The following is a 24344-nucleotide window of genomic DNA, read 5'->3' as shown; positions in this document are numbered from 1 at the left end:
GTGCCGACTGAAACGGTGCCGACTGAAACGGTGCCGACTGAAACGGTGCCGACTGAAACGGTGCCGACTGAAACAGTGCCGACTGAAACAGTGCCGAAGGATTGGATCGACCCCAAGACAGGACATCGTGTGGTTCGGTTATCGGAACTGGCCGGCAGCGTCTGTTTGTATTTCCATCAGAACGCTTATTCGCCCCAAGGCGACAAATTGTTGATCGTCACGCCACGTGGTTTCGAAACGGTCGATTTGCAAACGCATGAGCTTCAGTTGGTGGTGCCAAAGGGAAACTACCGAATGGGTGGAAGCAGCGGCGTCGAAGTAGGCCGACGCACGCGGCACGTCTACTATTCTGCGCGTGATGAGGAGGGTGGTCTGGTACGGGCCACTCATCTCGACACGGGCCACACACGCGATGTCGCAAGGCTTCCGCTAGGAGCAAGCTTTAACGGTGTCAATGCGGATGAGACACTGCTGTTTGGAAGCATGCGCGAGAGATCCCGTCGTGGTGAACGGCGTGATCCCCGCGCTGCGCGTTCCATGCAGCTATTCACTGCGAACATCGAAACAGGTGAAATCAACACGTTTCACCCATCAACCGATTGGCTCAATCATTTGCAGTGTTCACCGCTTGATCCACAATTTGGCTTGTTTTGTCACGAAGGACCTTGGCACGAAGTCGATCGGGTTTGGACAATTCCTTTCGGCAGCGACGATCCAAAATTGATGCATCGCAGAGAGCAACAGTACGAAATTGCTGGGCACGAGTTTTTTAGTCATGACGGCAAATGGGTCTGGTACGATTTGCAGACGCCACGTTCGGTGGAGTTTTGGTTGGCGGGGGTGCATGTCGAAACGGGTGAGCGAATTCAATACCGGCTTGAACGTGACCAATGGTCGGTTCATTACAATATTTCACCCGATGGAAAGTTTTTTGCTGGCGACGGGGGCGGCCCCGCAAGCGTCGCCAACCACACGGCACTACCGGAAAAGAAAAGGCTTGATCCCCCCGGCAACGGACAATGGATCTACTTGTTCAAGCCGCAGAGCGAATTGGAATCGGCTACTGTCAGCGGTGACATCGCCCGGTCAGGGAGAATGGTGGCTCAGCGACTCGTCGATTTGTCGAGTCACGATTACTCGCTCGAACCAAACGTGACTTTTACGCCTGATGGAAAATGGGTTGTCTTTCGTTCCAACATGCACGGCGAGCGTCACGTCTACGCCGTCCGTGTAGATCGCGAAAGCAACTGATTGATTCTAAACAACTTCCAAGGCCCTTGACCTTTCAACTACTGGCACGAACTTCACCATGATGCACACACGACTGTCTTTTTTGTGCTTTCTTTTGATCTGGATCGGTGCCAACGGTCCCGCATCTGCGCAACCAAACGATCTCGCGTCCGATGAAAGGCTAGTTGAGTGGCCTGGGGTGACACAGACCGCGCGACCTTGGACGCGTTGGTGGTGGCATGGTTCGGCAGTGGACGAAGCGAATCTGACGCGACTCCTCGGAACCTATCGTGATGCTGGGCTCGGAGGGGTGGAAATTACATCGATCTATGGTGTGAAGGGGAATGAAGCTCGTAACCGGAGTTATCTTTCCGACCAATGGGTCGAAGCGGTCCAGGTCGTACTTCGCGAATCTAAACGACTTGGCATGGGCGTCGATTTGCCCGCCGGATCGGGATGGCGAATGGGAGGCCCGAGCGTCACCAGCGATGACGCTAACTCCAAATTGGTGCTCGAAAAGATCGATTTACAAGAGGGCGAAACTTTCACGAAGGAATTCAAACGTGTTACGCCTCAAGCATTGGTCGCCATCAATCGCGACAATGGGCAATCGTTGGACATTGCGGACCGGATATCGGAGAATGCCGTGCGTTGGCCGGTGCCGGCGGGCCATTGGACCGTTTATTCGCTGGGATATCGTTGGGCCGGTGATCGTGTGAAACGTCCGGGCCCTGGTGGTGAGGGGCTAAACATTAACCCGTTTTCTCCGTCGGCCGTCAATCACTTTTTGGAGTACTTTGGTCAGACCCTTGACCGTTTGGGTGGCGTTCGAGCACAGTTCCATGATTCCTTCGAATACCAAGGCGACTGGCAACCGAAATTTTTAGAGGAGTTCGCCAAGCGACGTGGCTATCGGCTTGAGGAACATTTACCCGCGCTCGCTGGCAACGGCGATGCGGAAATCGTCGGACGCGTCAAATGCGACTATCGCGAAACTTTGGCCGACATGACGCTCGAGAATTTAGTCAAGCCATGGGTCGCATGGGCACACCATCATGATCAGCTTGCTCGAAATCAATCACATGGGTCGCCTGCAAATTGGCTCGATTTGTATGCCGCATGCGACATCCCCGAAACGGAAAGCTTCGGTCGAATTCATGGTGACGACGCTGACCGGTTGGTCCTCAAGTTTGCCGCTTCGGCTGCTAATGTCGCCGGACGCCGACTTGTTTCCTCGGAATCTGGCACATGGCTCGATGAGCATTTCAACGTCACTTTGTCACAACTCAAACAGATCGTCGACCGGCAAATTATCGCGGGCGTCAATCATGTCTTTTATCACGGCACCGCGTATTCACCTGCCGATGCCGCTTGGCCAGGTTGGTTGTTTTACGCCTCGACGCAAGTAAACCCGCAGAACCCTATCTGGAGCGATTTGCCGGCGTTGAACGCGTACATAACCCGCTGTCAATCGGTGTTGCAAGCAAGTGAACCTGATAACGATGTGCTGCTGTATTGGCCGCTTTATGACGCATGGCACCAGACCGACGGAATGCGCATGGAAGTGCGTGTGCATAACGGTCACGATTGGTTTTATGGCCGTCCGTTAGGTGACGCGGCAAGCTTGCTTGAAGAACAGGGCTACGCTTTTGACTATGTTTCGGATCGAGGGCTTGCGTCATGTCGATCAGGAAAAGACGGTCGAATTGTGGCGCCAGGAGGAAATTACCGCGCCGTTGTTATTCCTAAGACGCAGCACATGCCGCTTGCGACGCTCAAACAGCTTGAGCAACTAGCAATGGGCGGCGCTAAAATCCTGTTTTGGGGGGACATCCCCGAGACGGAACCAGGCATGGCTGGTGCAACAGTGAAGCCCGCCTGGAATGCGACAAAGGACCGAATGAATCGGCTCGCCGGTGAAACGAAGGTCGCGACGGGCCAAAAACTTATCAGGTTGCTTGAGGATGCGGACATTCGCAGGGAAGCGGGCCTGAGAAATAGCGAATTGCACTACTTGCGAAAACGGTGGATTGGCGACACGGTCTATTTCATCAAAAACGAGTCGACAACGGCGGTCGACGATTGGGTTCCGTTGGCCACGAGTCTTAAATCAGCGGCGATCCTTGATCCACTATCGGGTCGAGCTGGGCTCGCTCGTTCGCGTGATCTGCAGTCCGATGCGGCGTCGGTGCACTTACAACTTGACCCAGGTCAATCAATCCTGTTGCTTACATCCTCTGAACAGCTTGTCGCCGATCGATGGGCGTATCGTGAAACAGTAGGCGAGACGATGGTTGTCGCCGGTCCTTGGCAGGTTGATTTTATCAAAGGCGGACCAAAGCTGCCGGCGTCATTCGCAACCGCGACGCCGGTTCCTTGGACCGAAGCACCAGATGACTCGGCCGAAAACTTTGCCGGAACAGCGAGGTATTCGACAACGCTAAATTTGCCAGGCGACGGAAGGCACTTGCTCGATTTGGGGACCGTGCTCGGCAGTGCGCGGGTATTGGTAGATGGCGTCGATCAAGCAACGTTGATCGGGCCATCTTTTATGCTCGAGCTTGAGGGTTTTGCCGCTGGAAGTCATCAGCTTGATATCGAAGTGACCGGTGTAGCAGCCAATCGGATCCGCGACCTCGACCGCCGAGAGGTGGCATGGCGGATTTTTGAAGATATCAATCTGGTCAACATCGATTACCATTCGTTTGACGCGTCCGTTTGGCCTGTTCGACCGCTGGGGCTCGCGGGACCTGTCACGCTTACTCCCTTGGCCGAGAATGAAACTCCATCGCCTGAAACCAATTGAAACGAAACATTCATTGTGATTGAATCTGCATTCCCAAGCGTGCTAACCGCCCTGATTTCGCGATAGCGTTTGCCCTGAGGTTCCCTGACGCTGAAAAACCTGAAGCGTTTACGAACGTGAAGCGTTTACGGCCTGAAGCGTTTACGGCCTGAAGCGTTTACGGCCTGAAGCGTTTACGAACGTGATGCATTCTACATTGGGCTGTACAAAGCCGTTGAACGTCCGTTTGGACAGCTGAGTGAGAGGGGTGTTGGTTGGGACCGCCAAATATTTGCTTTCGTGGATGAGGCGCCGAGTCCTTTGAGGACAAGGCGGCTGGGGGGACTCGCAGCGTGTATCGGCTACTCAACGATGAAACCGAGACCGGGAACTCGCTCGGCCGCACTCATCGTGTTGTTAATGGCAGTATCAAGTCTGATTCATTTTTAGTGAGCATGGGAGTGATCGGTTTAACACCCCTGTTATTGCGCACGATGGACACCTGTTCGGCACTGTTGTGGAAAACAACTTCTAACTCGTACCTAACTCGAATGGGTTCACGCGTTCCGTTTCGTGCCAAAATCCCTTCTCTGATCAGTGCTGGCCTAGCTCAAATGCGCTCGTGACGGGTTTGCCCGCGTCCAATTCCAGTCTTGGTATCGAGCAGAAAAGGGGACGGAAGTGCAGTGCGTGGCAATTTTTGAATACATCTAACGGTCATTTCGAAAGTACTGGTGAAATTCTTGCTAACCGCAAACTCCATCCGAACGCCTTGAGGAGGATCGCCCAACGTGCGACAAAATGACACAATGGAGGAAGGACGAAACGCCATAGCAACGACGATGCCAAAAGACGGTGCTGCGACAAAATTGCACGGCGGCGAGGACGAATCTGCGACAAAAAGACACGCATTTTACGGTCTTGATGCGACAATGTTACACGTCGATTTAGGGCGGGTGCGACAAGAAGGCACGCCCGTTATTCACTGGCTAAAAATGTCAAGTGTTCATTGGTTTGTCGTGTTTTGCCGTGTGTCGCAATCGAAAATCCGTCAAGAAACTGTCGCGCGTTTGCGAAATAACGATATTCTTTTGCGCAATATTAGACTGGCCTTGTTATTTTTGGACGATATTATTTGTGACGTCATGTTTCTTGTGCGTTGTCCATCATTGCATCTCATTCAGAGAGTTAAGGGCTCGCTAGGGGGTTGGAATAACCTCCCGCGAATTCGACGCATTCTTTTCTATCCTTGTTTCAACGGAATTAACAAATGAAAAAGCGATTTACGAGACCAGGCTTTACTCTGGTCGAACTCTTGGTGGTGATTGCCATCATTGGGGTTTTGGTTGGACTATTATTGCCTGCGGTACAAGCGGCCCGCGAAGCAGCCCGAAGAATGAGCTGCTCGAACAACTTCAAACAAATTGGCTTGGGTTTCCACAACTATCACGCAGCCTATAACAAGCTGCCGATGAGTTATGGCGGAACCAAGGACCAAGGCAATGGTATTAGTCAGTCGAACTTGCACAGACTGAGTTACATGGTTGGACTCCTTCCGTTTGTTGAGCAACAAGCGTCTTGGGAGAACATCAGTAATCCAGTTGCGGTTGGACGCGATTTGGTCACGCCTGTTACGCCAGTATTCCCAGCAATGGGACCTGTGCCGTGGCATACCAACTACCACCCTTGGTTTACGCAAATCGGTACTTACCGCTGTCCTAGCGATCCGGCAACGGCGACGGCTAACCAGATTGCCTTCACCAACTACGCGGTTTGCCATGGCGACTCGTTCTGGGAGCAAACCAATAATGGGATCGAAGACAACGGCAATTCGCACGGCGATGGAACTTGGGGCGAAGCAAACACAATGAAGTATGCTCGTGGTGTTTTCACCGCCAAGCACTTCACCCGCTTCCGTGACATCCTCGACGGTACTGCAAATACGATCATGGCTGGTGAAATCGTCGTTGATAACGGCCAGTTAGAAATCACGGGTACTGCGATCAAAGCAGATGATGCCGTGCATGATCGTGGACCTGGTAGTTGGGCAACGGATACCGCAGCTACTCCAGCCATCGATCCGTTGCGTCCTCGGTTCTACACCTATGAGCACGGTGAATTCAATGTTCCCGAGCGAGATCGTGGTCGTGGTCGACTTTGGACCGGTGGTCGGGAATTCTCCACGCGTTTCCATACGATTCGTCCACCAAACAGCTACAACGTTATGCGTTGGTGGGACAACCACGGTATGTGGGGTGCGTCGAGTCGTCACCAAGGCGGTTGTCACGTCTTGATGTCCGATGGTGCTGTGAAGTTTATCACCGATTCGGTTGACACGGGCGACCAAACCGTACTGGGGATTGGCCCTGGCGGACGAGGTCTAGGTCAAGAGAGCCCTTATGGTGTTTGGGGTGCAGCAGGAACGCTCGCTTCCAAGGAAGTTAGCTCGCTAGTTGACTAGGTTTTTTTCCGAACATGACGATACTTAACCAGGGGTGCACCGCATCCCTGGTTTTTTTTCAACGATTCATCTTCTGGTTCACTCCCGTGTAACCAGAAATTGCTACAATTTTAATGAACCCGCTATTTGTTGCGGTAATCGAATTTTTTTATTTTGGACTTTGGTTGATGAAAAACTGTTTCTTGCTAATTGCGTGCTGCTTTGTCGCTTTGCCAATCTTCGTTGGATGTGGCGGAACCGCTGATACTACGAAAGTTGAAACCACCGAATTCACTGAAACGGATCAGCAGCGAATGGAGGAACGAGAGAAGGAAATGATGAGTCAATCGCAACGGCGATCTCAAGGCAGCTGAGCCGAGTCTCTTGCATGTGATTTACAGTAAGCAGATTCCGTTGGCTGATAAAGAATTGAATGACAGCGACCGATTGATCTCTTTCAATCGCTCAATTGCGGCGTTGTCTGGTTGTTCGCGCGGCCTTACGATTTTGGCCGCCATCACGCTTGGTTTCGTTTTTACGCCGGGATGTAAATCTAAACAGAATGACGGTGTTGCGAAGTCAAGCTCGGCCTCCAGCGGAGTGGGTGAAGCATCTTTGATGGACCCTATTGGGGGTGCTTCCGATCGAGATGCTACAGGGCGTCCGGAATCAGACAAGCCATTTGACGACAAGCTGTTTGACATCGCGACGTCGTTGCAGGCTGCACATGCACATCTTGAAGATGGTGAATTAGCGGAAGCAGAATCTTTGCTTCGCAAGATACTGCTCGTTAATCCAACGGATGTTCAAGCGATCTTTGAATTGGCATCAATTCAAGTCACCCGTGGTCAACTGAATGACGCGATCGACCTATTTGATGCCGTTCCTGTTGATGATGGGCAAATGGCTGTCCGCGCGGCTGGTCAGGCGGCCGAATTGTGTGTCAAGCAAGAGCGTTTCGCGGATGCACTTGAAAGATATCGCAAAGTACTAGCGATTTTTCCTGCGTCTCCGTTGGCTCATCGGCAAATTGCGTTCATATTGAACCGTCAAGGTCGTCGCCACGAAGCGGCTCGCCACGTTCGAGTATTGTGCAAACTGGGAAATGTTCGCCAGGACGAACTGCATTCGCTGATGGTCCTCAGTGATGCAATCTACGACGATCCAAATGAGAAGGCGTCTCACCAATCCGATGGAGTTCGCCACTATCCTATCGGACCCTCGGGGTTAGCGAGGAAGCTTTTCAGTGAGAAGCGGTATGTCGAGGCTGCTGACCTGCTGAGCGAATCGGTAAATTCGCCGGACACTCCCGTTGCAGTTCAAGCATTGTATGGTCGTTGTCTGGCGGAGGCCCAAGACGATGAACGATTTGTGGTCTGGTTGGGGCAAGTCGACGAGTCTATCCGAAACACTTCCGAATTCTGGTCGGCGATTGGCACATGGATGCTCAATCAAAAACGGTTCGATGAATCGGTGCGGGCGTTTTTAGAAGCCGTGGTTCGCGATCCGACGGATGCCTATTCGTATCGCAGACTGATTCAGGCATTTACAGCATTGGACCGCCCGGATGATGCGAAGAGATGGGACGACCGCCACCAATTGCTGCGAACGACAACGCTTGCCAGCAATGAAATTGGCAAGCTGGTGGAACCCGATTTAGATCAATACAAGACGGTCATTGAGGGGCTGGAGGGTCTCGATCGACCGCTCGAGGCATTGATGTGGCGTGCGATCGAACAGCATCATCGTAGTCAACCACAAACGGACCTTAAGCAGTTCAATGAACAGCGTGCGATGTTGGTCAGCTCCAATACGGCATTCCCGAACACTCAGCAGCGTTTATGTGGCTTGGAACTTAGTAAGTTCCCGTTAGTCGAATTGGCCAACATAGCACCGGCCAGCGGTGTGTACAAAGCTAGGCTAACGGTCAATTCGGTCGAACCGCCAAGTTTTGAGAACGTTGCTTCATCGATTGGTTTGGACCACACGTACCGCCTTGCTGCGGAGCCGCTCGACGCTGGCTTTGCGATCTATCAGGCCATCGGCGGTGGCGTGGCCGTGCTCGATTTTGATCTGGACGGAACCTGCGATTTCTATTTTGCACAAGGCAATTCCGATCCTCCAACCTTGTCAGGTGGCAAAAGCAATCAGCTGTTTCAAAACCGGTCGGGGAACCTTAGTGATGTGACTTCCGTTTCGGGTGCGAGCGACGTGCGCTATTCAATTGGCGTGACAGCGGGTGATTGGAACCAAGATGGGTTTCCGGATATTGTTGTCGCGAATTTGGGCATTAACACATTATTGATCAATAATGGGGATGGTACGTTCCGCGCCCAAGCAACGGATTCAAATGATGACGTAACAAGAGTGAGTACGTCCGTTGCGATGGGCGATGTTACGGGCGACAATCTGCCGGACATCTTCGAGGGTGTCTACATTCATGACAAAGGCTTTGATGCGAAACCGACGATCAAGCCCGACGGTCAGGTTGAGTTTGTCTCTCCACTCGACTATCAGCCCGGCATGGATCGAATCTTTATTAACGACCCAACCGGGCGGCTAATTGTCAAAGACGTCAGCGAGTCACCCGATGATCGCCGCACTGGACTCGGTGCTGTCATTGCCGACTTTGATAGTGATGTGGGCAATGAGCTCTATGTTGGTAACGATGTCCGACCTAACCAACTTTGGAAATGGAACAGCGCTGGACAATGGACGGACACCGCACCATTGACGGGAACCGCGCTAGGATACGATGGGACAAGAACGGCATCGATGGGCATCGCGATGGGAGACTTCGACCGTTCAGGCACGCTTGATTTTCATATCACGAATTTTGAAGCAGCACCGTCTAGGTTGTATATGAATCATCTCGGTACGTTCCAAGACCGTGCACTTGCATTCCGGCTTGCCGAGGATAGCCACAAGCTAGTCGGTTTCGGTACTCAGGCGATCGACTATAGCAATGACGGCTTTCCCGATCTTGCAGTCACCAACGGGCATGTTGAAAACACGAATGTACCGGAATCCCCTTTCGAACAACCTCCACAGTTATTTGCCAACTTTGGAAATCGTTTTGAGTTGATGAAGGTCGAAGATCCTTCAGGCTATTTCGAGACGCTTCACGCCGGTCGCGCCTTGGCAAGACTCGACTATAATCAAGATGGGAAGTCTGACTTTGTGGTCACACACATGGAGGCACCATCGGCACTGTTGATTAATCGGACTGCCACGAAGAACCACTGGCTAGATTTGGCGGTGGTCGGGGTGGATTGCGAGCGGGACGCGATCGGGACAAAGATCGAATTGAAATCGGGTGACCAGACATGGACGAATTGGGTCATTGCGGGTGACGGGTATTTATGCCGCAACGAGCCAGTAGTTTCGTTCGGATTGGGAGCGGTGGAAACCGTTGACACGATGTCCGTTACTTGGGCGGACGGCGATGTGCAAACCTTTTCGAACGTCCGTGTTGATCAACGATTGTTACTGGTCCAGCACGATCCCACTCCCTTTGCTTTAGTTTTCGGTGCTGCCCGCGATTGAGATGAGATGCAAGACATGTTCCGCATGACCGATTCAACCCGTGCCGGTTACAATTGGCGTTGCGTTGTCGCGATCTTCATCACGCTATTGATTACCACGGGTTGCCAACGTCCCGAGGAAAACGGAATCGAGGACGAATCGGCGACCGAAGCGAACGTGGTTCGGCCAAGTGCGGTCGATCGTGATGCATTATCGATTGCGAACGCAAAACACGCGTTGAGCGTTGGGAACCACGCTGCTCTACAACAACTTGTAAGGCAAGCCTTGATTCAGTGGCCCGATGATCCACAGTGGCTCGAGTTAGCAGGCGATACTTCGCTTCTGGAGGGTGATGCAAAGCAGGCGATCGCTTTTTTTCAATCTGCGGTCGATCAAAGCGAGTCACCGACTCTCGAGTTGTTGGATAAGTTGGGGCGGACATGGATGTTGGCCAGCCGTCCGTTTGAATCGCTCGCGGTGCTGAGAATCGCAGTCAAACGTTTCCCCGATGAACCTTCCATGCGAACGAAGTTGGCTGGCCTACTTGCATCACTTGGAATGCAGCGTGAAGCCGAAACCCATCTGATTTGGCTCGTGCAGCGGGGCTACAATGGTAGTGCCGAATTGGTCGTCCTTTCGGATTTGACACGGACACAGACCGACAAGCAAATGTGCACGACCGTTTTGCGTCGATGTCCGGACGATGTCAGACCGCTGTTTTCACTGGCCTGCATCGACGCTTATCATGGCCGCTGGGACGAGGTGCGTCAAAAAACCAAAACCGTCATTGACGCCTATCCCGATCACCTTCAAGCCAATGCATACTACGGTCGCGCGTTAGTCGAACTGGACGACAATGAGTCGCTTCATGCTTGGTGGCAATCCCTACCAGCGGGCATTGAGGAGTTACCTGAATATTGGATAGCGGCAGGACTCTATGCTGAAAAAGGCAACGACTTTGGCAAGGCAGCAAGAGCATATTTGAAGGCGTCGCAGCTTGATTCAAACAATACTGAATCCCTTAACCGCCTAGCAGCATGCTTGACTGAGCTTGGCATCGAAAGTGAGTTGCGTATTCAATTGACGGGGCGCATTGGGTTGATCGCGCGTTTGCGTAAAGCGGTCGATGCGTTTACTAGTCGACAACGCAACTCACAGAAAGGGACTGTGTCTATCGCCAAGTTGATGGAATCATTGGGACGCTATTGGGAAGCCGCGGCATGGCTGCGTGCAGGATCGGTGATGTCCCAGGATGTCGACCCCCAATTGGTTGAAGCCTACCATCAACTCCATTCAAAGATGACCGGAAAAACGCCGTGGCAACTACCCGAATATGTGTTTGTCGATCGCGTTGATTTGAGCCAATTCCCCAATGTTGATTGGCAACCGAGAGTTCGCGCAACCGGAATCACTAAGAATGTTTCGCGAAGTAATCGCATTCATTTTGACGATGAAGCCGATTTGCGGAACCTTCGCCACGTCTGCAAAATAAACAAACCCGAAGGAGAGGAAGCGAATCTCTGGATTTATCAATCGGTCGCATGTGGAGCCGCTACCTTGGACTTTGATTTGAATGGATGGCCTGATCTTTACCTTACGGCGATGGATGGAAAGCCTCATCGAACGGATTCGAGTCCGAATCGATTGTTTCGCAACAACTCTGGCCAGTACGCTGATGTAACCGCACAATCGGAATGCGGGGACAAGGGGTTTGCTCAGGGATTAGCAGTGGGCGACTTTGATATGGATGGTTTTCCGGATCTGCTCGTTGCCAACATTGGCCAAAACCGCTTGTATCGCAACAATGGTGATGGCACTTTCCAAGACATTACATCTACGTCCGGGCTTGATGGACGCGACTGGACAACGTCCATCGCCACTGCGGATATCGATCAAGACGGATATCTCGATATCTTCGAAGTCGGATATTGTGCTGGCCGCGAAGCCTTTACACAGACATGCACAAGAGACGGGCATACTCGTTCATGTTCACCCTTATCATTCTCAGGGCAAGCTGACCGTGTTTGGCAAGGGAAAGACGACGGTACATTTGTCGAAGTAACGAAGGATTGGCTCAGCCAACATGACCCCAGTTGTGGACTAGGGATCGTCATAGGGAGATTTGATGAATCGCCAGGCATTGATGTTTACGTTGCCAATGATATGGCGCCCAATCATTTTTGGTCGTCACAGAAGGCACCCGATGGCAGTCTCCGACTAGGCGAGCAAGCCGCCGTTCGTGGCTTGGCGGTGGATGCGAGGTCGTTGGCACAAGCTTCGATGGGGATTACCGTGGCCGACCCCGATGCCGATGGTGATATGGATTTTTTCTTGACCCATCACGCTAACGAATCCAACACGTTGTATGAGCAGGTGAGTCCGGGGGTTTGGGTTGATCGTTCCGAAAGAAATGGAATCGTTGCCCCCTCAATCCACATGCTTGGGTTCGGAACAAAATGGCTTGACGCGGACAATGATGGAACCCTTGAATTAATGGTTGTCAATGGCCACGTTGACGATTTCGCCCATTTGGGGGAAGCCTTTCGAATGCCGATGCAACTATTTGAACGGCAATCCGGTGGGGTTTGGTCGTTGATGAACGCTGAGAAGTTGGGAGAGTGCTTTTCGAAGAAGCGGATTGCAAGGAATTTGATCAACCTTGATGCGAATCGTGATGGATTTGTTGATGCGGTGGTGACCCATTTGTTTGATCCCGTGTCTATCTTGATCAATCGATCGGAGACGCAATCGCAATCAATCACGCTGTTTCTCAAAGGAACAACCGGAGACGCCGATGCGATCGGCGCGAAAGTGACAATCGAAGTTGAGGGTCATTCCCGGTGTTCACAGCTGATTGCGGGTGATGGATTTCAGTGCTCGAGCGAACGCTGCGTCCGGCTTGGCCTTGGAGATTCGTTAAAGGCAGAGAATGTTGTGGTCGAATGGCCCTCGGGAGATCGAGAAGTCATTGGGACCCTAATGGGCGGGCACGAGTATTTGGTTGTCGAGGGCGACGGGATGGCATTCCAACTTCATTGACAAACAGGAAATCTCATCAAGGTGAAAGGAATTCAAGTACGTTTGGATGCGTTGTCTGTATATTTTTTTGTCTTAGAACCTGTGTCTTAGAGGCGGTTCAACGAGCAATTGCTAGTTGTGATTTGGCGCTCTCGAATCACGGAAATTCTTGGCAAGCATCCGCTCGCTGGTAGACTGTTGAGAACCGCCATATCACGATATGACACCTCCTAAGTACAGAAAATATCTCAACTCTATTTCCCAACCATAACGTTCGGTATGCTGGGGATACGATGCATTCAACAGCCACTGACAATCGCCATCATGGAGCGACAATGAACTACTCGCCTAGGTTAATACCGCTTTTGCATTTCCAAGTTCTTTCTCTTGTTCTATTTCATGGTGTGGTTGTCGCAGCGGATCCCCCGAGTTCGACATCCGAGACGGTCGTGGAAAACTCGCAAATTAGTTACGCCAGGATTCTTGTCGATCCTGAAACAACTCGGGCAATCGAAGGGATTTCGGAAGTCCAGCGAAAGCGGTACTTCAACGTCTGTGACGGGGGTGTCGGTTTCGAGAAACGCATCGAGGACGATGCGATGTACGACTATCTTGTGCATGATCTGCAAATCTCCTTCGGCAGAAACTTAGGTCCGATCAAACCTGTAGCAAGATCGTTGAAGGAAGATCCGCAGCGTACCGGGTATGCCGATCTGACTCCGCTTGAAAAGAAAAAAGTGGTCGAACCATCCGAGCGAATGCGAGAAGATTTTGGATCGAATTTGAATATTGCCGCGCACGGAGCACACAATGCCTTTCCCGAATACATGGGTAAGTATGAGACCGAGGAATCATCGAAAGATCTTAAACATTCGCAGTACCTTCCTCAGAACATCGAAGCTGCGGCAATGCTCTCTGCGTCGGTTTTGCAGTATGCCTATAGCGATTTTGACCGTCCAAGGTTTTACGAACCTGTCAATGAACCGCATTGGGCATTCATGAAACAGCGGCATATTGCAGACTGGCACGTTAAAACACAGCAACTCGTTCACGAGAAAACACCCGAGGTCCAAGTTGGCGGTCCCTGCATGTCGGTTTGTTACTTCTATCGTAACGATTACAAGAGCTTCGAGGGACTCAAAAACTTTATTCACAATACGAACGGAAATTTGGATTTCTATTCATTCCACACCTACGACTATCTGCGCTGGCGCGAGGGGGAATTGAAGGGACGTATTCAATCGGGATTACCGCTCGAAGGGACTCTTGATCTAGTACAAAACTATGCCGCGAATGCTTTTGGCAAAAAGGTCAATATTGTCATCAGTGAGCAAGGAGGCTATATCGGAAGCGAGCCAAAGGGTGAATACGATGGTGAACTGGTCGCAGCGGAGATCCTGAATGAACACTACCCGGAGGCCGATCCAGAGTCGTGGGAGTTTGAATTACAGAAACGTTCTATTGTCAATTTTGGCATGCTTAGCAGCGTAATGGCCAACACGCTAACATTCATCGACCATCCTCACTCCGTTCAAAAAGCGGTTCCCTTCCTGTTGGTCAATTCATGGAACTGGGGGCCAAAATATTACGCGCAACTTTATGTCCCATTCGAATACGAAGACCATAATCGTTGGGTTGAAACAGATTTAACAAAGTTCTTTAAGTTTTTTCGGGGCATCAAGGGCCGACGCGTCAAAGCGTTGTGCAATGATCCCGATTTGCAATGTCGTTCGTTTGTCGACGACAATAAACTCTTTACGGTTGTGAATAATCAAAGCTATCAGTCGCACAAGATCGACCTTGACGGCGTCGGAGTGCGGACGGTCGATGTGCGTCGGCTAGGGCGTAATCTTGACTTCACAACCTCCTACGTCGAACAAAAAATTGAAATGCCGCAATATCTTACCGTCGCGGGACGTGAAGCGGTGATGATCGTGGCCGAATACGACAAGCCCATACTGCAAAAACAGATAGTGAATGAAGTGGTTTGTTACGGTGACAAAATTATCCAGCCATTGAAGGACGCTACGTTCAAAGTCAAAACACCTGTTGGGCCATCAGTCGACTATGCTCAATTACGAATCGGTTTGACTCGTTCGCCCGACGCAGATCAGAACGCGCTCATCCTGCTGAATGGAAAACGGTTGAATGTCCAATTGGAGGATTCAGCCGAACGATTCGTCGATCGCGAATACGCATCCACAAAGTTAGTCTATTTGCGAGGGACTGACCTAAAGGACGAAAATACGGTTTCGGTTTCGTTCGCTGATGGAGACAACGGGGCCGTTGGCAGTGTGGTGATTCGTGTTGCCCTGAAGCAATAAAGCGGATTCGGTGTCGTTCAAGTTTCGCTAGCGCTGCTGCAGTTGTAATCGCAGTTGTAATTGCAGCCGAAGCGGACCACTACCTTGCTCGAACGGTTGAGCGATACCTTAGCGGTGTCAAACCCATCTCCTGTTTGAAAACAGTCGTCATGTATTCGGGCGTGCCGAAGCCTGTTGCTTCTGCAACCCGAGAGATTGCCAAGTCCGTGGTTGCCAGCAACTCTTTAACACGCGCGATGCGAAGTCTACGGATTTCCTCAAGCGGAGTGCGACCGATCCACTTTTTGAACTTGCGTTCAAGGCTGCGGCGTGTCATCGGGACGGAGTCAGCGACCTGTCGAACAGTAAGTACCGAGAAGGCGTTTCTTCTGATAAATTGAACGGCGAGTGTGAGTTCCTCGTCTTCGATCGCTAACACTTCGGTCGACCCGCGAGTGACCACTTCAATGGGCGGAATTCGCTCGTCTTCGCCATGATCCTGTTGTCTGCGGACAAGCCGGTCAAGACGCTTCGCCGCGCGATAACCAACCTGCTTTGAAGGGTTCAAAATTGCTGATAATGGCGGTACCGTGGTTTCCGAAATAACGTCGTCATTGTCTCCTGCCAAAACCGCGACATCATCAGGCACGAGGATCTTTCGGAACCGACAAACGTCAAGCAGTTGGCATGATGCGGTTGTCCCCCAAGAAAAGATCGCGATCGGTTTGTCTAACTTCGTCAACCAACTTCCCAATCGCTGACTTTGCTTTAGCCATCGTTGGCTAGCCATGGATTCGTGGGCGTAGTCAAAACGTTCCAATTGAGAACCATGGGCACTGATTCGCCGTTCAAATGCGTCTGCGTGTTGTTTCACATAGGACAACTTGAATGGGCCAACGTAGGCAAAGCGTTGAAAACCACGCGAAATGAAGTGTTCAGCAGCAAGTTCTGCGACGGCTTCATAGTCGGTTGTTACACGTGGGAACGAAACCCCATCAAGTTCAATGCCTGAAATATTGACAATCGGCACATTGATGAATCGCAGATCTTCGGCGATCTTGTGGTTGGCCACTCTCGCGATAATCCCATCGCCTTCCCAATTTTTGGGTAGTTGAACCTGCTCGTTTCGACCACGTGGTTCGACCTGCAAATGCCAAGGTCCGTGTTTTTGAGCGTAGGTTGTGATCCCTCGAATCAATTGCCGTCCCCAATCTGTCGAGGTGTCAACTAATACCGCCACTTGGAGCATACGGTCTGGGTTGTTTGAGGGTCGGTGTTTTGACATGGCGGTCATCATAGCAGTGAGTCTGTCGCTAATGCAAAGAAAAAACTCGCAAATACTACTGGTTGAAGACCGGCATTGGCGGCACACTGGGGGCGGTTGCAATTTCTGGCAGGGCGATTGGGATAGTGACGCAAACAATGCGCTGGTTGACAGCCACTGACAGCATCGGGCTTTATTAATCTTGCACCATATTAGTCTTGCACTGTGATTCATGGTAACGATCGACTACCTCGTCGTGCTGGTCTATCTCGGCGGCATCTTCGCTGTTGGTTGTCTGTTTGCGCTGAAGAACAAAAACAGTGCGGATATGTTTGCTGCCGGTGGTGAGTCGCCGTGGTGGACGAGTGGCCTCAGTGCTTTCATGACGATGTTTTCGGCGAACACGTTTGTGGTGTGGGGAGGCATCGCCTATCGGCAAGGTCTAGTTGCCGTGATGATCAACCTAATGTACGGCGTCGCTGCTTTGCTGGTTGGATACTTCGTGGCGGGGCGCTGGAAACGCATGGGGGTTAAGACACCAGCGGAGTACATTCAGCTTCGTTTTGGTAATGGTGCACTGCACTTTTACACGTGGTTCATGACCGTTTTCAGGATGATCACGACGGCTGGCGCTCTGTATGCGCTGGGTCGCATCCTGGTGACACTGATGCCGCTGGCCGAAGGCAACCTGCTTCGCGACCCTGCAACTGGCAATCTTTCGCTGTACTGGGGGATTGTGATCTTTAGCAGCATCGTCGTCATTTACACGATGATCGGCGGTCTTTGGGCCGTGTTAATGACCGATGTGTTGCAGTTCATTGTCTTGAATCTGGCTGTGTTATTCGTCATCCCTTTGGCGTTATCGCGAGTTGGCGGTATTCATGCGTTTGTAGATAGCGCGGCGGCCACTCCCGCGCTGCATGTCAAAGCGTCCGAGGTGGTGTCTGATGGGACGCTGCTTAGCCCGATTTCGGGCGACTATACATTGTTCTTTTTGGCTGGATGGTGTGCGATTCACTTTTTTATGATCGGAGCCGAATGGGCATTCGTCCAGCGGTTTATCTGTGTGCCTGATGCCAAGTCGGCCCGAAAGAGCACTTATCTGTTCGGCATCTTGTACTTGGTCAGCCCCGTGATATGGCTGCTGCCACCATTGATATGGAGGGTGCACACACCTATTCCGCCCGGAGCGAGCCAGGAGGTTGTGTTGCGAATGAGCGAGACAGCGTACATCGATGCGTGTCAGTCCGTGCTGCCGGTCGGGATGGTCGGCTTGATGATTGCCGCGATGTTTTCCGCTACCGCCAGTATGGTCAGTTCGCAATTGAACGTCTTTGCTGGGGTGATGACTCGTGATATTTACCGTCCAATAACGGGCGTTCAAGAGGACGATCACAAACTTGTCGTTGTGGGACGGATCATAACCGTCGCCTTGGGGGCGGTCTTGATTGCGATTGCGTTGGCGTACCAATCGCTTGGTGGTGCGGAAAAGGTGATCGTCACGATTACCGAAATGGTTGTGGTAGGCCTGTTCGCGCCAACCCTTTGGTCGCTTTTTAGTCGCAGCGTCACGTCGCAGGCGGTTTGGGTAACGGCTGGAGTTTCCTTGGTGGTCGGTATCTTCGTTCGCTTTGGGCTTCAGCCCACAGGATTTTTGTCCGGCGTCGCCGCATTCAAACCGATGGCCGATTGGGTTCAGGCGAACTCTAGCACGGTCAATACATTCACAGGCGTGGTGATGCCGGTCATCATCCTCGCCGTTATGCAATTTTTTACTCGTGGAGTCGCCCCAGGCCACCAGCGTGTTGCGCAGCGCATATCCAAAGAGCAGGCATTGGAAGCAAGCGGCCGAGTTCGCGCAAGTCGCTTGCCAGCGATTGTTGTCGGATGGGCTTTGGTCGGGTGTGGTTTATTGATGCTGGCGTTGGTGCTGGTGCCCGAAAACAAGAACGATCGTGGAACGCTGCTGCTGTTTTCCAGTGGTTTGCTGGGGCTGGCGGTATTGATTTTGGTGGTTTCTCTCAGAGGCCTTGCCCACGAAAAAAGGACTAGGAACATTGAAGAAATTTGATGCGGCACAGGAGCGTTCCTTAAAAACGGATCGACTTGAGTCTGACTTTGTCGTAGTGGGCGGAGGACTAGCTGGGGCATGCGCAGCGATCTCTGCAGCACGAGCGGGAATTCGCGTGGTGTTGATTCAAGATCGACCCGTTCTTGGAGGTAACGCGTCGAGCGAAGTGCGTTTATGGATCTTGGGCGCAACGTCACATATGGGAAACAATAATCGTTGGGCTCGCGAAGGTGGGATCATCGACGAGCTTCTTATCGAGAACATGTATCGCAACCCCGAAGGCAACCCGCTGATCCTCGACACGATCCTGCTTGAAAAGGTCGTTGAAGAACCGAACATCACGTTGCTGCTAAACACGGCTGCGTTTGAGTTAACCAAACGTGATCCTGATACGATCGAATCAGTGCGAGCGTTCTGTAGTCAAAATAGCATCATGTACGAGGTACATGCTCCTTTGTTTTGTGATGCATCCGGAGACGGCATCGTTGGCTTTATGGCAGGCGCCGCATTTCGAATTGGAGCGGAATCAAGCAGTGAATTTGGTGAAGGCTTCGCTCCGTCAGAGGAACGCGACGAACTACTTGGTCACTCGCTCTACTTTTATACGAAAGACGTTGGTCGGCCGGTGCGTTTCGTTGCACCAAGTTACGCGATGAAGGATATCACCAAGATCCCTCGATGGCGCAGCTTCAATGCAAAGGAACATGGGTGCCAGCTTTGGTGGATTGAACATGGAGGGCGACTCGACACGGTCCACGATACCGAACGCATCAAGTGGGAGCTTTGGGAAGTGATCTACGGCGTGTGGGATCACATCAAGAATTCGGGGGAATTTCCAGAATCGGAGACCCTAACACTGGAATGGGTTGGCCAGATTCCCGGCAAACGGGAAAGCCGCCGCTTCGAAGGCGACATCATGATGGTGCAGCAGGACATCGTGCAGCAGAGGCGGCACGGTGACGCCGTCAGTTTTGGCGGTTGGGCGATCGACTTGCATCCCGCTGACGGCGTCTTCTCCGAATTGGCTGGCTGCACCCAGTGGCACAGTAAAGGCGTATATCAGATTCCCTATCGGTCGATGTACAGTCGAAACATTCGTAATCTGTTTCTTGCCGGCCGGATTATCAGTGCGAGCCACATCGCCTTTGGATCGACTCGCGTGATGGCAACATGCGCTCACAACGCTCAGGCTGTCGGTATGGCCGCGTCGATCTGTCGAGAACAGGAATTGATGCCGCGAGATCTGACAGACGATCAACACATGCGTCGCCTGCAACGAGATTTGCAACGCACCGGCCAGTTCATTCCCCATGTGGACATACCTGACGAAGAAGACTTGGCGACACAGGCAACGATCGTGTCGAGCAGTCAATTGCAATTGGGCGAGTTGCCGCCGGGACAAGACCTGAAATTGCTTGACGATTCGCAAGCCATGCTGATTCCTGTTCAGCCAGGGCGAGTGCCAAAGATACACTTCTGGGTCGAGTCAACTCGGGATACAACCTTGACCGTTCAATTGCGGGCATGTAGTCGCGAAGCGAGCTTTACGCCTGATGAGATTCTTTCCGAAGTTAACGTCGAAGTATCGGCAACGGCGGGCCTGCTTCCAACGACTGCCACGAACGATGGTCGGATAAGCAGTGCCCCTACGAGGTATGTGTCTGAAAACCAGATGGATACGCCTAGTAAAGATTCGCGAAGGGTGGAAGTCGATTTTGATACGGTTGTTGAAACGCAGCGGTATGTGATGGTGTGTTTGCTCGCCAATCCAGCTGTGTCCGTATCGCTGAGTGATATTCGAATCACAGCTATGTTGTCCTTGAATCAGTGTTTGAACGAAAAGGTTAGCAAGTCCGCGGTCCAGACACCGCCTAGCGGAATCGGTATTGATTCCTTTGAGTTTTGGTTGCCCGAACGTCGACCGGGTGGTAAAAATCTCGCGATGCAGTTCACTCCTCCGTTGGACGGTTTTGGGCCGGAGAATTTGTTGAGGGGTCCTGAACGGCCAACTTCCGCAGCGAACGCTTGGGTGGCGGACGCGACGGATTCATCGCCCTGGATTGAATTGCAGTGGGACACCGCGAAGCTCGTTCAACGCGTGGTTGTATCGCTCGATACGGACTTTGACCATGCGATGGAGTCCGTCTTGATGGGACATCCCGAGCGTGCAATGCCTTTCTGCGCATCAACGATTCGCATTCTCGATCACATGGGAACTATACTGGCGGAAACGACGGACAATCACCAAACTCGTTGTGGCTTTACGATGAAACCGACGCGTACCGACCGATTGCGGATCGAATTGAACAACGTGGCTGAAAACATTCCTGTCAGCGCGTTTCGTATTCGCGTCTTTAGCACATAAATGGAACAGAATAGAGAAATGAAATTCTTCGCACTGCTATGTCAAGTTTGTTACATTGTCGCGCTGATGGTTTGCTCCACACCCTGCGCGATGGCGAACTCAAAACCGAATATTGTGTTCATCTTGGTGGACGACCTCGGTCATGCTGATGTTGGATTTAACGGTTCGACCTTCTATGAAACGCCCAATATCGATTCTTTGGCGCGCAGCGGTTTGGTGCTCGAAAACGCTTACATGTACCCCACTTGTTCACCATCGCGAACAGCGTTGGCAACTGGCAAGCAATCGTTTCGCACTGGCGTCTACACCGTACCTGTACTTGAGAAAGGAGATGACCAGGAAAACATCTTCTCGCGGTGGACCGTTGAAGAAGAGCATATCATGTACAGCCAGCCCTTGGCCGAGGCGGGATACAAATCAATTCACCTGGGAAAGTGGCACCTTGTTGGCCCCTATCCCCAAGAAGAAATGGCGATGACGTTCCCGTTAAAGGAGAAACTACGCCAGCCCGATCCGTGGGATTTCAGTTGGGTGGCTTATCACAAACAGCACTGCCGGAAATACTACCCTGAAGGCCGCGGATACCTGAAGAACGTCGGCGGGACGTACCGCGGGGATCCGGCACTTGAGGTGGACGGATATCATAGCGAAACGGGCGGTTACTTTGCTCCGTTTAGCAATCCCTTTATCGAGTCCAAACCGGATGACGAGTGGCTGACGGATCGGCTGACGGATGATTCCATCGAATTTATGGAGCAGCATCAAGACGGACCCTTCTTCATCAACCTGCACTACTACACGGTGCATCGGCCAGTCCGTCCACGAAGCGAAGCCCTGTTTGAAAAGTATATGGAAAAAGCTGGTGATCCAATCACCGGCCAGGGAATGGAAACCGGGAAGAGGAAAGTGATTGAAGCGCAGTATGCGACAATGATCGAATCGCTTGACGACAATGTTGGGCGTATCCTCGAATTTTTGGACAACAGCGGTATCCGCGATAACACGCTGATTGTTTTTAGCTCCGATAACGGACAGAACATCGGTCGCAATAATCGCCTTCGCGGCAAAAAGGGACATATCTATGAAGGCGGCATTCGCGTTCCGACCTGTCTAAGCTGGCCAGGGAAAATCACGCCCCGCCGGACCACGATCCCCGTGACGGGGCTCGATTTCTTTCCGACGTTCATGGACGTTGCCGAAATCGACTACGACGGAGTGCTCGATGGCGACTCGATTACCGGGTTGTTCACGGCCGAACCCGAGCATTTACAAACGCGACCGCTTTATTGGCATTTGGCTAGCCGTAACGCGCACGGGACCTGCTCGGTTATTCGCAAAAACCACCATAAGTTGATTCAGTATCTGGCTGATGGAAAACTCGAACTCTATGACTTGCGCAATGATCCGAAGGAGGAGCAAAACCTCGTTGAAAACAACCCCGAGCTTACCCAGTCGATGTTAAGGGCGTTGGTCCAGTGGCGGCAAACGAATGATGTCCCCTTGCCACCCGGAGCGGCACTTTGATGAGCTGCAAAATGCGTGCGAAATGCGACCGTCTACGAAGTCCCTGTGTTCGAAAAGAGCCCCAATGTCAATGCATCGCGCCAAGTTTCGAGACGTCCACTTTACATAGCCAAGGAACGATATCGATGCCGACGCGGATTACACGATCGCGCCAATGCGTGACTCGAAAGAATTGATGTGATCTTGCCGTTTGTGCGTCGATGGCGACAATGTACCATTTCCCCACATAAGGATACGCAACAATGAACCGTCAACTCTCAAGGTGGCTTCTATTGTTGGGCATGCTGCTGTTTTCCGCATCAATGACCCACGCCGACGAGAAACTGAATGTTCTTTGGATCATTGCGGACGATTTGAGTCCGGACCTTTCGTGCTATGGATACGAAGGGATCCAAACGCCAAACATCGACCGACTCGCCGAACAGGGAACACGATACGATTTTGCATTTTCGACCTCGCCGGTGTGTTCAGCGAGTCGATCTGCATTCATCACCGGCGTCTATCAAACGAGCACGAGTTCTCATCAACACCGTACAGTGTATCCGAAGCCATTGCCGGATCCTGTCGAGCCGATTACCGAACTGCTGCGCCGTGCTGGTTACTTCGTCTGCAACTCGAATTCGGCAATGAACAAGGCTGGCAAAGTCGATTACAATTTTTCTTTCGACGGTGAGTTGTTTGATGCGCCAAATTGGTCAGCGAGAAAAGAGGGCCAACCGTTCTTTGCTCAGGTGCAGATTCATGAACCGCATCGCCCCTTCGTTCAAGCAAAAGACATCCATCGCGCCGATGACGTCGAAATTCCCTCATACTATCCTGATCATCCCGTCATTCGTGCTGATTGGGCGAACTATCTCGAAACGATTGAGGTGCTTGATTCAAAAGTTGGCAAGGTAATGGATCGGCTTCGTGAGAAAGAATTGCTTGACAACACCGTTGTGATTTTCTTCGGCGATCATGGCAGGCCACATTACCGGGGCAAGCAGTGGCTTTTCGACGGTGGCGTCCATGTGCCTCTTATTGTTCGTTGGCCAGGACATGTGAGGTCGGGCGAAATCCGTGACGAGATGGTCAGTCTGATTGATGTTGCGGCGACAACACTTGGCGCAGCCGGCATGGAGGTGCCGGCATATATGGATGGTCAGAATATATTTGCAAAGGATTTCAAGGGGCGTGAAGCCATTTTCGCCGCGCGAGACCGTTGCGGCAGTACGCTCGATCGAATTCGTTGCGTTCGCACCAAGCGGTTTAAGTACATCCGCAACTTCTATCCGGATCGTCCCTATGCTCAGCACAGTGGCTACAAGGAACTTCAATATCCCGGCATGACAGTAGCACGCGTTTTGAAGCAACGCGGCGAATTGGGCGACGCTCCGTCTATCTTCTGGGCTGACAAGCGGCCCGCGGAAGAGTTGTATGACATGGTCACCGATCCCGAAGAATTGAATAACCTTGCCAATCATCCCGAATATGCATCGACACTTTCTGGATTGCGAACGGAACTCGATCAATGGATGGATGAGACGGGAGACAGGGGAGACGTCACTGAAGAAAATCTGCAAACAATGATCCAGTCGAGCGAGCAGTGGTATCGGGACAGCATGAAAAAGCGTGGTTTGGAACCCAATGTCTCTCCCGAAACCTATTTGCAATGGTGGGAGAAAAAACTTGGACTCAAGTCGCAATAACACCAAGGTGATTGCGCGTCGGTCACCGCGTTCGCAATGTCCGTGTGCCCCACATAACAACGGCGATTCACTCTCGACACAGGTGGCTCCTATGTCTTGTTTGAACGAAGGGAACAGCGATGAGTTTAACG

13 protein-coding genes are annotated in these 24344 nt (G+C 51.9%); 12 read left to right on the top strand and 1 reads right to left on the bottom strand.

Translation table 11 applies throughout. The features are described 5' to 3' along the window. Positions 1-30 precede the first annotated feature (30 nt). The 8 genes from CA13_RS35905 (at position 31) to CA13_RS30720 (ending at position 15322) form a co-directional block, all read left to right on the top strand. Positions 31-1251, top strand: a complete 1221-nt coding sequence (locus CA13_RS35905) for an oligogalacturonate lyase family protein (RefSeq protein ID WP_419195053.1) — start codon at positions 31-33, stop codon at positions 1249-1251. Between the two features lie 58 nt (positions 1252-1309). Continuing rightward, positions 1310-4036 (top strand): glycosyl hydrolase, encoded by a 2727-nt coding sequence (locus CA13_RS30750; protein WP_146403199.1) that lies wholly within the window; start codon positions 1310-1312, stop codon positions 4034-4036. 770 nt (positions 4037-4806) lie between these two features. Beyond that, positions 4807-5289 (top strand): hypothetical protein, encoded by a 483-nt coding sequence (locus tag CA13_RS30745; protein WP_146403197.1) that lies wholly within the window; start codon positions 4807-4809, stop codon positions 5287-5289. Then, the gene (locus tag CA13_RS30740) at positions 5286-6476 is read left to right on the top strand and encodes a DUF1559 domain-containing protein (RefSeq protein ID WP_146403195.1); all 1191 of its coding nucleotides are present in this window, start codon (positions 5286-5288) and stop codon (positions 6474-6476) included. The genes CA13_RS30745 and CA13_RS30740 overlap by 4 nt, the downstream gene beginning before the upstream one ends. A gap of 167 nt (positions 6477-6643) precedes the next feature. Then, on the top strand, positions 6644-6829 hold the full coding sequence (locus CA13_RS30735) for a hypothetical protein (RefSeq protein WP_146403193.1): 186 nt from the start codon (positions 6644-6646) through the stop codon (positions 6827-6829). A 244-nt stretch (positions 6830-7073) separates the two neighbouring features. Then, positions 7074-10001, top strand: a complete 2928-nt coding sequence (locus tag CA13_RS30730) for a CRTAC1 family protein (RefSeq protein WP_146403191.1) — start codon at positions 7074-7076, stop codon at positions 9999-10001. Between the two features lie 24 nt (positions 10002-10025). After that, positions 10026-13019 carry a CRTAC1 family protein gene (locus CA13_RS30725; protein WP_419195052.1) on the top strand — a complete coding sequence of 998 codons (2994 nt, stop codon included), beginning with the start codon at positions 10026-10028 and terminating at the stop codon, positions 13017-13019. Positions 13020-13333: 314 nt separating this feature from the next. Continuing rightward, entirely contained in the window at positions 13334-15322 is a 1989-nt protein-coding gene (locus CA13_RS30720) for a beta-agarase (protein WP_146403188.1), read from the top strand. Between the two features lie 79 nt (positions 15323-15401). Here the strand turns inward: CA13_RS30720 and CA13_RS30715 are convergent, their stop codons facing one another. Continuing rightward, a complete protein-coding gene (locus CA13_RS30715; protein WP_419195051.1) occupies positions 15402-16586 on the bottom strand; it encodes an AraC family transcriptional regulator in 1185 nt (394 codons plus the stop codon). A 211-nt stretch (positions 16587-16797) separates the two neighbouring features. Between CA13_RS30715 and CA13_RS30710 the strand changes: the two genes are divergently transcribed. The 4 genes from CA13_RS30710 to CA13_RS30695 all read left to right on the top strand — a co-directional run bounded on the left by CA13_RS30710 (position 16798) and on the right by CA13_RS30695 (position 24213). Then, positions 16798-18636 carry a sodium:solute symporter family transporter gene (locus tag CA13_RS30710; RefSeq protein WP_146403186.1) on the top strand — a complete coding sequence of 613 codons (1839 nt, stop codon included), beginning with the start codon at positions 16798-16800 and terminating at the stop codon, positions 18634-18636. Then, positions 18623-21001, top strand: coding sequence for an FAD-dependent oxidoreductase (locus tag CA13_RS30705; protein ID WP_146403185.1), 2379 nt, complete (start codon positions 18623-18625; stop codon positions 20999-21001). The genes CA13_RS30710 and CA13_RS30705 overlap by 14 nt, the downstream gene beginning before the upstream one ends. Before the next feature lie 18 nt (positions 21002-21019). Next, a complete protein-coding gene (locus tag CA13_RS30700; RefSeq protein WP_146403182.1) occupies positions 21020-22525 on the top strand; it encodes a sulfatase in 1506 nt (501 codons plus the stop codon). A 242-nt stretch (positions 22526-22767) separates the two neighbouring features. Then, on the top strand, positions 22768-24213 hold the full coding sequence (locus tag CA13_RS30695; RefSeq protein ID WP_146403180.1) for a sulfatase family protein: 1446 nt from the start codon (positions 22768-22770) through the stop codon (positions 24211-24213). Positions 24214-24344 lie beyond the last annotated feature (131 nt).

The organism is Novipirellula herctigrandis (assembly GCA_007859835.1).
GTDB classification, from domain to species: Bacteria; Planctomycetota; Planctomycetia; order Pirellulales; family Pirellulaceae; genus Novipirellula_A; species Novipirellula_A herctigrandis.
Note: the sequence above shows the minus strand (reverse complement) of the source record. Positions and strands in the feature narration are given on the sequence as shown.